The sequence below is a fragment of the Treponema sp. R80B11-R83G3 genome, from assembly GCF_054786115.1.
Window position 1 is genome coordinate 28032 of record NZ_BDHF01000015.1, and the last position, 12890, is coordinate 40921.

The 12890-nt window shown below is 43.2% G+C and carries 17 protein-coding genes and 1 pseudogene; 9 read left to right on the top strand and 9 right to left on the bottom strand.

All coding sequences use genetic code 11. From position 1 onward, the window contains the following. Positions 1–14: 14 nt before the first annotated feature. The 5 genes from rpsK to ACYVRH_RS04010 are packed head-to-tail and all read left to right on the top strand — an operon-like array spanning position 15 to position 2812. On the top strand, positions 15–398 hold the full coding sequence (rpsK, locus tag ACYVRH_RS03990; protein WP_461253698.1) for a 30S ribosomal protein S11: 384 nt from the start codon (positions 15–17) through the stop codon (positions 396–398). Positions 399–441: 43 nt separating this feature from the next. Next, positions 442–1077 (top strand): 30S ribosomal protein S4, encoded by a 636-nt coding sequence (gene rpsD / locus ACYVRH_RS03995; RefSeq protein ID WP_461255632.1) that lies wholly within the window; start codon positions 442–444, stop codon positions 1075–1077. A 9-nt stretch (positions 1078–1086) separates the two neighbouring features. Next, a complete protein-coding gene (locus ACYVRH_RS04000; protein ID WP_461255633.1) occupies positions 1087–2139 on the top strand; it encodes a DNA-directed RNA polymerase subunit alpha in 1053 nt (350 codons plus the stop codon). Further along, complete coding sequence (rplQ, locus tag ACYVRH_RS04005) at positions 2129–2596, top strand: 50S ribosomal protein L17 (protein ID WP_461255634.1); 468 nt, start codon at positions 2129–2131, stop codon at positions 2594–2596. Before ACYVRH_RS04000 ends, rplQ begins: the two co-directional genes overlap by 11 nt. Beyond that, complete coding sequence (locus ACYVRH_RS04010) at positions 2597–2812, top strand: hypothetical protein (RefSeq protein ID WP_461255635.1); 216 nt, start codon at positions 2597–2599, stop codon at positions 2810–2812. It begins immediately after the preceding gene. Between the two features lie 30 nt (positions 2813–2842). Here the strand turns inward: ACYVRH_RS04010 and ACYVRH_RS04015 are convergent, their stop codons facing one another. Beyond that, positions 2843–3154 (bottom strand): helix-turn-helix domain-containing protein, encoded by a 312-nt coding sequence (locus tag ACYVRH_RS04015; protein ID WP_461255636.1) that lies wholly within the window; start codon positions 3152–3154, stop codon positions 2843–2845. 180 nt (positions 3155–3334) lie between these two features. Between ACYVRH_RS04015 and ACYVRH_RS04020 the strand changes: the two genes are divergently transcribed. Continuing rightward, positions 3335–3673, top strand: a complete 339-nt coding sequence (locus tag ACYVRH_RS04020) for a hypothetical protein (RefSeq protein WP_461255637.1) — start codon at positions 3335–3337, stop codon at positions 3671–3673. 69 nt (positions 3674–3742) lie between these two features. Then, positions 3743–4069, top strand: coding sequence for a hypothetical protein (locus ACYVRH_RS04025; protein WP_461255638.1), 327 nt, complete (start codon positions 3743–3745; stop codon positions 4067–4069). A gap of 29 nt (positions 4070–4098) precedes the next feature. Here the strand turns inward: ACYVRH_RS04025 and ACYVRH_RS04030 are convergent, their stop codons facing one another. From ACYVRH_RS04030 to prfA, 6 genes are all read right to left on the bottom strand, one after another. Next, positions 4099–4353 carry a hypothetical protein gene (locus tag ACYVRH_RS04030; protein WP_461255639.1) on the bottom strand — a complete coding sequence of 85 codons (255 nt, stop codon included), beginning with the start codon at positions 4351–4353 and terminating at the stop codon, positions 4099–4101. A gap of 8 nt (positions 4354–4361) precedes the next feature. Then, positions 4362–4757 (bottom strand): PIN domain-containing protein, encoded by a 396-nt coding sequence (locus ACYVRH_RS04035; RefSeq protein WP_461255640.1) that lies wholly within the window; start codon positions 4755–4757, stop codon positions 4362–4364. Further along, the gene (locus tag ACYVRH_RS04040) at positions 4754–5023 is read right to left on the bottom strand and encodes a hypothetical protein (RefSeq protein WP_461255641.1); all 270 of its coding nucleotides are present in this window, start codon (positions 5021–5023) and stop codon (positions 4754–4756) included. The genes ACYVRH_RS04035 and ACYVRH_RS04040 overlap by 4 nt, the downstream gene beginning before the upstream one ends. A 179-nt stretch (positions 5024–5202) precedes the next feature. Beyond that, on the bottom strand, positions 5203–6465 hold the full coding sequence (locus ACYVRH_RS04045; RefSeq protein WP_461255642.1) for a CapA family protein: 1263 nt from the start codon (positions 6463–6465) through the stop codon (positions 5203–5205). Continuing rightward, positions 6455–7321 (bottom strand): peptide chain release factor N(5)-glutamine methyltransferase, encoded by an 867-nt coding sequence (gene prmC, locus ACYVRH_RS04050; protein ID WP_461255643.1) that lies wholly within the window; start codon positions 7319–7321, stop codon positions 6455–6457. The genes ACYVRH_RS04045 and prmC overlap by 11 nt, the downstream gene beginning before the upstream one ends. Positions 7322–7325: 4 nt before the next feature. Further along, positions 7326–8414, bottom strand: coding sequence for a peptide chain release factor 1 (gene prfA / locus ACYVRH_RS04055; RefSeq protein WP_461255644.1), 1089 nt, complete (start codon positions 8412–8414; stop codon positions 7326–7328). A gap of 260 nt (positions 8415–8674) precedes the next feature. On the opposite strand from prfA, the gene ACYVRH_RS04060 reads away from it, so the two are divergent. After that, entirely contained in the window at positions 8675–9064 is a 390-nt protein-coding gene (locus ACYVRH_RS04060; protein ID WP_461255645.1) for a hypothetical protein, read from the top strand. After that, positions 9061–10932, top strand: a complete 1872-nt coding sequence (locus tag ACYVRH_RS04065) for a hypothetical protein (RefSeq protein WP_461255646.1) — start codon at positions 9061–9063, stop codon at positions 10930–10932. Before ACYVRH_RS04060 ends, ACYVRH_RS04065 begins: the two co-directional genes overlap by 4 nt. A 3-nt stretch (positions 10933–10935) precedes the next feature. Here ACYVRH_RS04065 and ACYVRH_RS04070 read toward each other — a convergent pair whose 3' ends face one another. Both ACYVRH_RS04070 and ACYVRH_RS04075 read right to left on the bottom strand, forming a co-directional pair. Then, positions 10936–12585: an ABC-F family ATP-binding cassette domain-containing protein gene (locus ACYVRH_RS04070; RefSeq protein ID WP_461255647.1), complete on the bottom strand. Its 1650-nt coding sequence runs from the start codon at positions 12583–12585 to the stop codon at positions 10936–10938. Then, positions 12582–12890: pseudogene (locus tag ACYVRH_RS04075) on the bottom strand (hypothetical protein); the annotation flags it as partial. The gene ACYVRH_RS04070 and the pseudogene ACYVRH_RS04075, both read right to left, overlap by 4 nt.

Consider the following 12890-nt stretch of genomic DNA (forward strand, 5'->3'; position numbering starts at 1 on the left):
TTTTGGAGGAATAAGTGGCTGCTGCTGCAAAAAAGAAGAAAGAGAAAAAGTCAGTATATGAAGGTAATGTCTACATTCAGGCGACCTTCAACAATACTATTGTTACGATTACCGATCTGATGGGAAACACAGTTTCTTGGGCATCATCGGGGATGTTGCAATTCAGGGGCGCGAAAAAATCGACTCCCTTTGCTGCCCAGTCGGTAACAGAGACCGCCGCTCAAAAAGCGTTACAGGCGGGGTTAAGGGAAGTGCATGTGTTTATTAAGGGGCCGGGCATTGGCAGGGAATCGGCTATCCGGCAGCTTGGTGTAATGGGCATCAAGGTAAAATCAATCAGCGACGTTACTCCGATACCGCATAACGGCTGTAGGCCAAGAAAGACCAGACGTATATAAGTCGCAATGCGGTAAACCGCAGCGATAAATTAGGAGAGGAAGTATGGCAAGATATACCGGCCCTGTTTGCAGAATGTGCCGTGTAGAACAGAAAAAATTGATGCTCAAGGGGAACCGCTGTAAGAGCGATAAATGCCCGATGAATAAAAAGAGGGCAGCCCCCGGAAAGGATCCAAAATCCCGCCCCGGCAAAAGGTCAGATTACGGCGTTCAGTTGCGCGAAAAGCAGAAGCTTAAAAGAATTTACGGAATGGTTGAAAGCCAGTTCCGTCTTTTCTTTGAACGCGCGCAAAGAATGCCAGGCATAACGGGTGAAAACCTTTTTGTATTGCTGGAAAGGCGGCTTGATAATGTCGTTTACCGTCTGCGTTTTGCCTCATCCAGAAGCCAGGCTCGTCAGCTTGTTTTGCATGGGCATATACTGGTAAACGGAAAAAAAATTACGGTTCCTTCCTACATTGTAAAACCTGAAAATGAAATCAGCGTTGCGGAAGGAAGCAAGAGCATGACGGTTATTAAGGACGCGTTAAGGGAATTCGGCAAATCGGGCGTGATGCCCTGGCTCAGTCTTGATCCTGACGCGATGAAAGGAAAGTTCCTTGCTTCTCCAAGAAGAAGCGATGTTACAGATTTAGGCGACATTAAGGAACAGATGATTATCGAATTATATTCTAAGTAAGGAGTACTCATGGCCCGTAAGAACCTTATGGCAGGATTCAAGCGCCCTAAAAGCTTTACATTTGAGCATGGCGAGCTTAGTCAGAACTATGGAATGTTTATTGCCTCTCCGTTTGAGCCGGGTTTTGGCACGACGGTTGGCAACACTTTACGCAGAGTTCTCCTTTCATCAATACAGGGGTACGCGATCACCGCCGTAAAAATAGAATCAATTGACGCTAACGGAACTACACATAACGTATCCAGTGAATTTGAAACAATTCCAAACATTGTGGAAGACACTCTTGAGGTGATAAATAACCTGAAGCAAATTCGCCTTAGGCTGCCCCAAGACGCGGAGCAGGACGTTCTGCTTTATGAATGGACAGGCAGGCATGATATAAAGAGCGACGACTTTGCCCGACCGGGGCAGGTAGACGTGCTTTCATCAGGCCAGCATATAATGACTTTGATGGACAACGCGAATATCAGGTTTGAGATTCAAATTGATCTTGGGCGCGGATATGTTCCGTCTGAAGTAAACGAGCGCTACATCGAAGTTATAAATACAATTCCCGTAGACGCAATTTTTTCTCCTGTAAGAAAAGTAAAATTCAACGTTGAATCCACGCGGGTAGGGCAGCGCAACGATTATGACAAATTAGTTCTTGAAATATGGACTGACGGAACCGTAAAACCTGAAGACGCGCTAGCCGAGGCGGCAAAGATTGCCAAGGATCATTTTTCCGTTTTTATTAATTTTGACGAGAACAACATCGGTCTTGATGATGATCTTGACGATGAAAATGATCATATTAGAAAAGTTCTTAATACTCCTGTAGAGGAGTTGGAACTTTCGGTTCGTTCTTCAAATTGTTTGAAGAACGCGAATATTAAAACAATAGGGGAACTTACGCGTAAAACAGAGGATGATATTGCCAGAACGCGCAATTTTGGCAAGAAGTCGCTTCAGGAAATCAAGGAAAAACTTAAAGAATGGAACTTGAGCCTTGGGATTACCGATTTGAACGTCCTGAAGAACGCGCGTATGGAGCCCAAAAAGGATACGGAAGATGAAGCATAAAAGAGGATTTAACCCCCTGCAGAGAATGGCGTCTCACCGAAAAGCGTTGCACCGCAATATGGTGACTTCTCTTTTTAAGCAGGAACGGATCAGGACTACAAAGGCAAAAGCTCTTGAAGTTCGCAGAACGGCGGAAAAGATGATTACCCGCGCCAAACTCGATACGATTCATAACAGACGGATTGTTTCAAGCCGTTTGTATAACGAGGGTATTGTCGCAAAACTTTTTACGGTTATCGCACCCAGAATGAAAGACCGCAACGGCGGGTACACCCGTATTATCAAACTTGGAGAGCGCAAAGGCGACGCAGCCGAAGTTGTAATTCTGGAGCTTGTTGATTATAAGTTGGATACCAGCGAGAAAAAGAAGGGGAAAAAAGGCGAAGAAAAGTCCGCCGCCAAGAGCGACAAGCCGGCTAAAGAGAAAAAGCCTAGAGACGGCAAGAAGGGGAAATAAATGGCAAAACCACATAGAGGTCAAAGTCTTAGGGAATTATACGCGCGAGGCCGCGGAGAGTGTCCGATTTGTAAAAGAAAAAATGTTAAAGTACTCTACGAACAGGAATCCGGCGGCAAGAAGTTTAAAATATGCAAAACTTGCAAAGCCGCTGTAAAAAACGGGACAAAGAAACTGCCTGCCGTTGAAACTGCGGGTGAGAGCGTTACGGCGTAGATTTATTCGGGAAGAGTTCACACGAAGTAATTATTGGATTTCTTTAACTGCTTCTTTTATGGATTCAAGATGTTCTTGAATTTTTGGCAGATGCCTACAAATAATTTCTATTGGTTTCTTATTATTTTGGACGGCGTGATTAGCAAGAAATTCAACAGATGTATTTAATGAAACCGCTATACGTATTGCCTCGTTTACACGTGGATATATACCCTTCGAGATCCACCCTTGAAAAGTATTAAAACTGATACCGGAATTTTTTGCTACCCATTCTTGGGTGGTATTCTGCGTCTTTATCTCTTTTTTGACGTTTTTCCAAAAAATTGAAGCGTCATCATTCATACTCAAGTTATATTATAGAAGGAAAAACAATAAAAAATGTCTAAATAGACAGAAAAAGCCTTGACAAAACAGTCTGAATAGATATATATTACAAATAATATGTCTATATAGATATATACGATGTCTTTGTTTGAAGACTGAAATAAAAACTGCGGGAAAGACCGCAAAGGAGCTATTTTTATGAAGAAGAAATTTGCGTTAGTTCTTATTATGGTCATGCTGGTCAATATGATTGCTTGGGCAGATACCAGTACTGAAAAAGAAAAAAAAGAAGAAGAAGAGACTTTGGGTGCTTTAGTAGTTATAGGAGTAGTTGTTGTAGCTGCATTACTGGTTACGGGTATTTTCGCATTATTATCTGAAGCTGATGCCCCTGATGATGGGATTAAATTAACTTCAATGGAGACTGCTTTCGCGCCGGAAACATTGTCCGGTTCTTTTATGAAATTGTTGCAGCATGTCGAGTTTGGTCAAAAACAAAACGGCGACATATATGCAGGATTCCGTTTTCAATATTAATGTGAATACGTTTTATATAAGTTATTCGTAAAAATCCGCAATGATGCAAAACTACGAAGGAAAGATTAAATGAAAAAGAAAATGGCGTTATTTCTTGTTATGGTTATGCTGGTCAATATGATTGCTTGGGCAGATACTAGTACTGAAAAAAAAGAAGAAGATGAAGGCGTCTTAGGAACGGTTTTAGTTATTCTCGCCCTCGTTGGCTTAGTCACCGTATTAATCGTTTCTGTGGCTGAAGCCGATGCCCCTGACGACGGGGTTAAATTAGCTTCAATGGAGACTGTTTCCGCACCAGAAAAATCGTTTGGTTCTTTTATAAAATTACTGCAGCATGTCGAGTTTGGCCAAAAACAGAATGGCGATATATATGCGGGATTCCGTTTTCAATTTTAGGGTACTGGAAGCGCATAAAGATTTCGGATTTATTCTTTAAAAGGATCACTTTTAATAATTGGAGCGTTTAATCTATCCGTTACTCCATTAAAAAATTCAAACGAAAGGCCTTTTTCAAAGTTTTTAAGGGCGTGGGCGTTTAACAGTTCTTCAGTGTATGAGTACAAAGGATATATTTTTGTGTTTTTATAACTCCTGTCAAAATGGGTGATAACGGGAATTATTCCGTAATTTTCTATGGAGAGTTCTACTGTCGATTTTTTTACGAAAGTAAGGGAAATCATTCCGCCGATTATTCTTTCCCTTTCTCTTTGGTGAGAGGCAAAATTACCAAGCGAGTAATAGCAAATAGTTTCTTTCCGAATTTAATAGCTGTTGCCAGCCCGATAGCGTCGCCAAGAGGAATGGCGTATTGGGCTTTCAATCGGGAAGTTTCAGAAAAAATCGTATTGTCAATAAAGTCAATCAAATTAATAGGCATTTTGTAAATTTCATCAAGAATAACATCGGATTTTCCCTTTCCAAAAACACGGCAGAAAAGGTAATAAACTTCAATCAAATTGATGGAGTGCATATAGATTTCGGCTTGCCCTGCCAGAGCCTCATCAAGCAAGACTCTAATTTTATCAAGCCCTTTTTCCTTTTTGTACAAGGCAATAAGAGAGCAAGCGTCCAAAACGTATGTCAATTATCTTCTCCAAATAAACGCCGGTACTTGGCTTCCTCAAGCTCATTGTCTTCCCGGCGCGTTTCTAGAAAGCTGTCCACTGAAACGGGCGCGTCTTTACAAATTTCCCATATCTTTTCTAAAGAGGCTTTAAGCTCTTCAGGCGTTTTTATTTTTGGAGACCAGACAAGTTCAAAACGGGCAACCGCCTTTGTCGGTACTTCGCGGGGAACGTCAATTATCAACCGCCGGTTTTCCAGTATTTCTACAGTTTGTGTAATAGTCATAGAGTAAATATAACATGAAAAGGAGTAAAAATCAACAACCAATGAAAAAGTATCACGCATGACATACAAAAGTACCTGATCTTATCGTGAAGTCCACGCATAGCCTTCGGACAAAAATTCCTTCTTTCCCTCCTTCATGATCTTTGTCCCTTTGTGTTCTTAGTGTGAAATTTTTCTAATTATTCTTTAAAAGGATCACTTTTAATAATTGGAGCGTTTAATCTGTCCGTTACTCCTTTAAAAAATTCAAACGAAAGGCCTTTTTCAAAGTTTTTAAGGGCGTGGGCGTTTAACAGTTCCTCCGTATATGAATATAACGGGTATATTTTTGTGTTTTTATAACTCCTGTCAAAATGGGTTATAACGGGAATTATTCCGTAGTTTTCTATGGAGAGTTCTCCTGTTGATTTTTTTACGAAAGTCAGGGAAATCATTCCTCCGATTATTCGTTCCCTTTCTCTTTGGTGGGATGCGAAATTACCGAGCGAGTAATAGCAAATAGTTTCTTTTCCGTCTGGACGGGGCAGTTTATCCATGCGCTGAAGGACGTGCGGATGATGTCCGACGATGAGGTCTACATTTAGTTGGGAAAGAAAGGCGGCAAGGTCAGTTTGGGTTTTATTCGGCTGGAGCATGTATTCGTCGCCCCAGTGCATGGAGACGATTAAAAAGTCACATAACGGACGCAGGGAGGTTATTTCTTCTTCCATTTTTTTTCTTTCAATCAGGGAGACAAGGTTTGGATTGTCTTTGGGGAGCGTATTGCCGTTAAGGCCGTAAGTATAGGATAAAAATCCAAGGGTTATATTGTTTTTTGTTATAATACGGGCGCTTTGCCCTTCTTTACGCGCTCCGATTACGGTAAATTCCGTAATTGTATCAAGATAATCAAGAGTGGATTTAAGGCCTGCCGCCCCTTTATCCATCGCGTGATTATTCGCTAGATTTATAATGTCAAAGCCGGTATCCAAATGCGTTTTTGCAAGCGACTGAGGAGTATTAAAAGCGGGGTATCCCGAATAACCGAAGCTCTCGCCAGCCATAACCGTTTCCTGATTTATAAACGCGAGGTCTGCGTTTTGGACTATGCTTTTAATTTCGGTATAAATTGGCGAGAAATCATAAACCCCTTTTGTTAAATGCGAATTAATTAACGATTCATGAAACAAATTGTCGCCCGCCGCGATGAATGTAAGGCTGTAAATTACGGGTTCTTCTTTTTTGGGAATCACAGAAGCAAGGTCTTTTTCTTTATCTTTTTTGGGAACTTCGGAAACAGAATCTTTTTCCTCTTTTTTTGGGGGGACTACGGAAACTAAGTCTTTATCCTCGCCTTTATCGGTTACTATTTGAACGGTATCTTTATCCTGTACGCCTGGTTTAGTTTGACATGATAAAATAAAAAATAATAAACAAAAAATAATAAATATTTTATTTTTCAAATCTGCCTCCGATAACCCTGTTTGCCCCGCTAAGGTCTTTGTATAATTGTATATCTAAAAATCCTTTTTTTTCAAGTAAATCTTTTATCTTATCCATTTGTCTGGGATCGGCTTCCAAGAGCAGAAAGCCTTTTTTTTGCAAATAATCGGGGGCTTTTTCTATTATACGCTCTATTATTTCCAGTCCTGAAATTCCGCCGTCAAGGGCGATGAGCGGTTCATTTTGCACTTCTGCGGATAGGGTTTTTATTTCTTCCGATGGAATGTATGGCGGGTTTGAGACAATTAGGGAATAGGTTGTTGGTTGGGAACCGGAAAGCGCGTCGTATAAATCGCCCTGGAAAAAATTTATTGAACTGTTGCCAAGGAGTTTTTCCGCGTTGCGAATTGCGGTGTTCAATGCGTTAGGTGAAATATCAGCCGCTGTAATTTCACAGGCGGGCATTTCGTTTTTTAAGGAAATCGCGACCGCCCCGCTTCCTGTGCAGAGGTCTAATATGCTGACAATAGAGCCATGCTCAGCGCTTTTTTGAATAATATCTATCGCTGTTTCTACAAGGGTTTCGGTTTCAGGTCTAGGAACAAGTACGGATGTGTTTACTTCAAACTCTAACTCTCTAAATTCTTTTTTACCGATGATATAGGCGGCACATTCGCCGTTTGCCCTTCTTTCTATAAGAGCGCAAAATTCCGCGCACTTTTTTTCTGAAAGACGGTCTGTTCCTTTTGCGATAAGTTTGGTGCGGTTTGTATTTAGTATGTGCGCTAGCAATAAAGAAGCGTCAAGTCCCGGGGTTTTTATACCGGCATATTTTAAGTCAGCGCCTCCCTGCGCCAGAGCTTCACGGATTAACATATTTCTATTCGCCGTCTGCGGAATCTGACGCGCTGCTTTGCAAAAGTTCTTCCTTTGCTGAAAGTTTCAGCGCGTCAAAAAGCTCGGACGTATCGCCCTGCATGATAAGATCAAGTTTATAAAGAGTAAGGTTGATGCGGTGATCCGTTAGGCGATTCTGTGGAAAATTGTAAGTTCTGATTCTCTGAGAGCGGTCGCCCGATCCTACCTGGCTCTTTCTTGCCTCCGCCCTTTGCGCGGCGGCTTTTTCTTCTTCCATCTCGTAAATGCGCGCCCTAAGTATGCGCATAGCCTTTGCTTTGTTTTTTATCTGGCTCTTCTCGTCCTGGCAGTGTACCGTAACTCCTGTCGGCAGGTGCGTTATGCGCACTGCGGAATCCGTAGTGTTTACGCACTGGCCGCCCGGGCCGCCCGCGCGCATTACGTCAATGCGGAGGTCTTCAGGCTTTATGTCAATCTCGGTCTCGTCTGCTTCCGGCAAGACTGCCACCGTAACCGCGGAAGTGTGTATCCTGCCCGAAGCCTCAGTCGCCGGAACCCTCTGTACCCTGTGAACTCCCGACTCATAACGGAGATTTTCGTACACGTTGTTTCCGCTGATTGAAAAAACAATTTCTTTTATGCCGCCAAGCTCCGTGTCGTTTGAGTTCATTACCTCGAACTTCCAGCCCTTTGATTCGGCAAAACGGGAATACATACGGTAAAGGTCGGAGGCAAAAAGCGCCGCTTCTTCACCGCCTGTTCCCGCCCTTATTTCCATAATGATGTTTTTCTCGTCCAACGGATCTTTTGGAATAAGGAGGACTTTTAGTTTTTCACTTTCCGCCTCAAACTTGCTTTCCAGATTTTTAAGCTCCTCTCGCGCAAGCTCCTTCATTTCATGATCTTTTTCTTCCTGAATAAGAGTTTTAGTATCATTGATTTGCTTTTCCAAATCCTCAATGTTGTTATGCAACTGTGAAATTTCGCTTAAGCGGGAGTGCTCCTTCATTACGTCGCGGTAACGGTTCTGATCTTTTACCAGCGAAGGATCCTGGATAAGTTGGGTTAATTCGTCGTGTCTTTTAAGCAGTGACGCCAGCCGCTCGTTCATGGCTTAGCTTATCAAAAATTTATGTTTAGGGCAAGTTAATAATTATTCCAGTGTACCGCCCAATATATACAACGGAATGTTGCATTTGTGATTTTATCTTTTAAAAAGCAAAGGTGCAGGGTATTATGTTAAAAATTAATAATTTACTGATTATTTCTTTATAATTTCCAAATATTTGCCAAAGAGGTTTTATAATACGTTACGACAGTACACTAGTGTACATATCTTTATTTTATGATATAATAACACTTGAGGGGAAATTGGAAAAAATTTATCAGCTTATAATAAACTGGTTTCAAAAACTGTCCGCAGGGCAGAAGAGCCGGCTTGCGATTATTTGCACGGTTGTTTTTGCCGCTGTGCTGACATTATCTGTATTTATTTCGTTAAAAACGCACGGTGGGGAAAAAAAAGAAAAAGAAACCAAACCTCAAGAATCTGTTGTTTCCGTTCCCATTCCCCCAGAAGAGCTGTTTTTGCCGGATGAGCCTGATTATGTTCCTGGGGTGCTTTTGGAGCGGGATAAACGGGCAAACTGGACTGATGAAGACGCTTCCGAGTATTGGCAGGACCCACTTAAATATGGCGAAGAACAGTGGCGTGAAAAAATTGAAACCTCTATTGATGAATTTATGGAGCAGGTTCCATGAAAAAAATTAACTTGATTTTTTTAATTGTATTATTCGTTTTTTTATTTTCTTGCGCTGGAAAGCCGAAAGTAAAGACTGCGGAAAACAATGAACAGGCAAAAGAAAATGTTGTTGAACAGGCGGAAAAACCGACGGAAAAACCGGCGGAAAAAACTGATGAATCAGCCGTTGATAAGCAAGCGCCTGTTGATTTGGCGGCTGACGCTACGGAAAAATCTGCGGATACGCCGACTGAAGCGTCAGCGGAAGAACCGATGGAAAAATCTGTGGATGTATCGACTGATGTGTCGGCGGAAAAACCTGCGGAAGAGCCGCTTAATGAGGAAATAACACAAGCCGATTCCGGCAAGGAACTTATTGCAGACGCGGCATCGTCGTCTAAAAAGATTGAACCTGACGCGGCGCAGGAACCTGCGGCTAAAACGCCCTCTGTTTCATCCGCGCCGTCTTCACAGACACAGGCTCAGTCACAAGCGCAACCTCAGACACAGACGAGGCCGCAGTCACAGACGCAACCACAGACGCAGGCTCAAACGCAAACACAGGCGCAACCGCAGTCACAGACGCAACCACAGTCACAGACGCAACCACAGACTCAGACGCAAACACAGACGCAACCGCAGACTCAGACGCAACCACAGTCACAAACACAACAACAGACACAGACGCAACCGTCGGTCGAAGAAAAAACAGGCTCATCTGAAACCGCTTCTTCCGATGATGATTCTCAAAATAAAAAAGAGCCTTCCCCTTCCATAACAAGCGGCAATTCCGCTCCCGCCACAAGAATTGAGTCTCTGACTCAAATGGGAATTATGCCGCAAGATAAAGAAATTATTTTTTCGCGGATTGTACGCGCGACAGTTGGGCAAATAGTTGAGATTCCCTTCCGAGGAAACGGATGGGTCTATCTTGGGGAACTTACCTCGCAGCGCGGAATAGTTTATTCTTCGCGGCGCAACGATTCTGATGGGCAGAGTTTTATTTTTACGCTGGAGGAACCGGGAACTTATGCTTTAAAATTTTACCGGCAGGATTTTATCAGAGACTATATAATAAATGATCATGTGCAGGTAGTTGCGGGGGAAGCCCCTTCCGCCGGAGCCGGCTGGTTTAATCCGCCTGTAGAGCGCGATAGGGTAGTGGCTCAACCGCGCTGGCCGTCTCTTGTTGAAGAAACGCAGATTCGTAATGGCACAAGACCAGCCTCTGAACCTGTTGTTACAACTGCAGCCGCCTCAGCTAAAGAGACTGCGCCCCAACAAAAGGCCGTTTCCGATCAGGAAACAAAAACTCCGCAGAGAACTGCTCCTGTGAGGGAAACAAATCCTACGGATAAAAATCCCTCGCAAAACACTCCGTCTTCTTCCGCAGTAAGCGGACAGACTTCGCAGTCAGGACAGACTTCGCAGTCAGGACAGACTTCGCAGTCAGGACAGACTTCGCAGTCAGGACAGACTTCGCAATCAGGACAGACTACACAGTCAGGACAGACTGCCGCTACTGCGCAAACTACACAGCCTGCTACAACAACAACAGCGGAACAGCGCGGCAGTGATTCCACACAAAAACCTGAAAAATTAGCGCCTGATGTTTTATTGCAAAAAGCGAAGGAATCGTTTGATGGGGGAAATGTTGCGGCGGCAATAGCGTTACTCGAACAATTTATGGCGGATTATCCCGGTGGAAGCGATGATGTTTATTGGCGGTTAGGGCAGTACTACGAAGCCAATAGCCCGAGCAGGAATATTCTTAGTTCTTTGGATTATTACCGCCGCCTTGTGAATGAGTATCCTCAGAGCGGGCGCTTTAATGACGCAAGACGAAGAATAGCGTATTTGGAAAGGTACTATATTAATATTCAGTAACGGTTAAATTCTCAATCTTTCCAAATGGTGATACGCGGCGCTGCGCAATTGTTTTACGCTCTGATCTTTAAGATAGTCGTCAAAAGTCATCATGCGGTCGATATAGCGGTCGGTATTTTCTTCCTGAGGAAGAATTTCGATAATCCGGGTCGCGATTGAATTGATAAATTCGTGATCGTGAGAATTAAAAAGTATAACGCCGGGGAATGAGGTAAGCCCGTCATTGAGGGCGGTTATCGCTTCAAGATCAAGGTGGTTTGTCGGCTCATCAAGGATTAAAACATTCGCGCCGGACAACATCATCTTGGAGAGCATACAACGCACTTTTTCGCCGCCTGAAAGGACGTTTACGGGCTTGAGGGCTTCTTCCCCCGAAAAGAGCATACGGCCTAAGAAACTGCGGACATAAGTTTCGTCCTGATCGGGGGAATACTGCCGTAACCAATCGGTAATTGATAAATTAGAACTGAAAAAAGAAGAGTTGTCTTTTGGAAAATAGGAAAAAGAAGTGGTCTGCCCCCACGTGTAATCGCCGCTTTCCGCCTTTTTAACGCCTGAAATAATGTCAAATAACGCTGATTTGGAGGAGTGTTCAAGGCCGACAAACGCTATTTTATCGTTTTTATTTACCGTTAGCGAAAAATCTTTTAAAAGAGCCGTCCCCTCAAAAGAAAAATTTAATTTTTCCGCGCGCAGGACATTATTGCCAATTTCACGATCCGGCTTAAAACCGGCATAAGGAAATTTTCGGCTTGTTACGGGAACATTTTCAAGGTCAAGTTTTTCCAGTACTTTTTTTCTGCTTGTCGCCTGTCTGCTTTTGCTCGCGTTAGATGCAAACCTCTGAATAAACTCCTTTAATTCCTTTGCTTTGTCTTCCCGTTTTTTTAACTGATCCCGCGCCTGTCTCTGCAATATCTGGCTCATCTGATACCAGAAATCGTAATTGCCGGAATATGGGGTAATTTTGCCAAAATCAATGTCGCATACGTTAGTGCAAACCGCGTTTAAAAAGTGACGGTCATGCGAGACGACAATTACCGTGTTGGGAAAGTCAATTAAAAAATCCTCAAGCCACGAGATTGATTCCAAGTCCAGGCCGTTTGTCGGCTCGTCAAGGAGCAGTATGTCGGGGTTGCCGAAAAGCGCCTGCGCCAGAAGGACGCGCACTTTTTTTGATTCGTCAAGCTCAGCCATGAGGCGGCTGTGATCTTCCTCGTCAAGGCCGAGGCCGGAAAGAAGCTGGCCAGCCTGCGCTTCAGCTTCCCAGCCGCCTAAGTCCGCGAATTCAGCCTCAAGCTCGCTGGCGCGAAGACCGTCTTCTTCGGTAAAATCTTCTTTCGCGTAGATTGCTTCGCGTTCTTTTTGCACTTTGTAGAGTTTCGGGTAACCCATGATTACAGTTTCAAGCGCCTGATACTCTTCAAAAGCGAAGTGATCCTGCTTTAAAACAGCGATACGCTGGTTTTTTGAAACCGATACCTCTCCCTTGTCATGCTCTATCTCGCCTGAGAGAATTTTCAGGAAAGTTGATTTGCCCGCCCCGTTGGCGCCTATTATCCCGTAACAGTTGCCGGGAGTGAATTTTAAATTTACGTCTTTGAAAAGCGTCCGCTCTCCGAAGATTAGGCTTAAATCAGTAACAGTTATCATTTTTTCTTAAATAGTCCTATAAGTTTTGATATTAATCCTTTTTTAACTGGAGCAGTTTTAACGCTCGTCGTTTCAACGGCAGCCGTTTCAACGTTAGCTGTTTTATCGCTTGTCGTTTCAACGGCAGCAGTTTTACCTTCCGCAGTTTTTGCGTTAGCTGTTTTATCGGTAGCAGATTTTCCCGCGTATTTCTTTTTATACAATGCCATTCGCTCTTCCATAGAAAGACGCGAAAGGTCCTGTTCTTCATTTTGAGGTTTAACAGGTTTCTTTTTATATTCAGTTTCAGAAGGACTCTTGCTTTT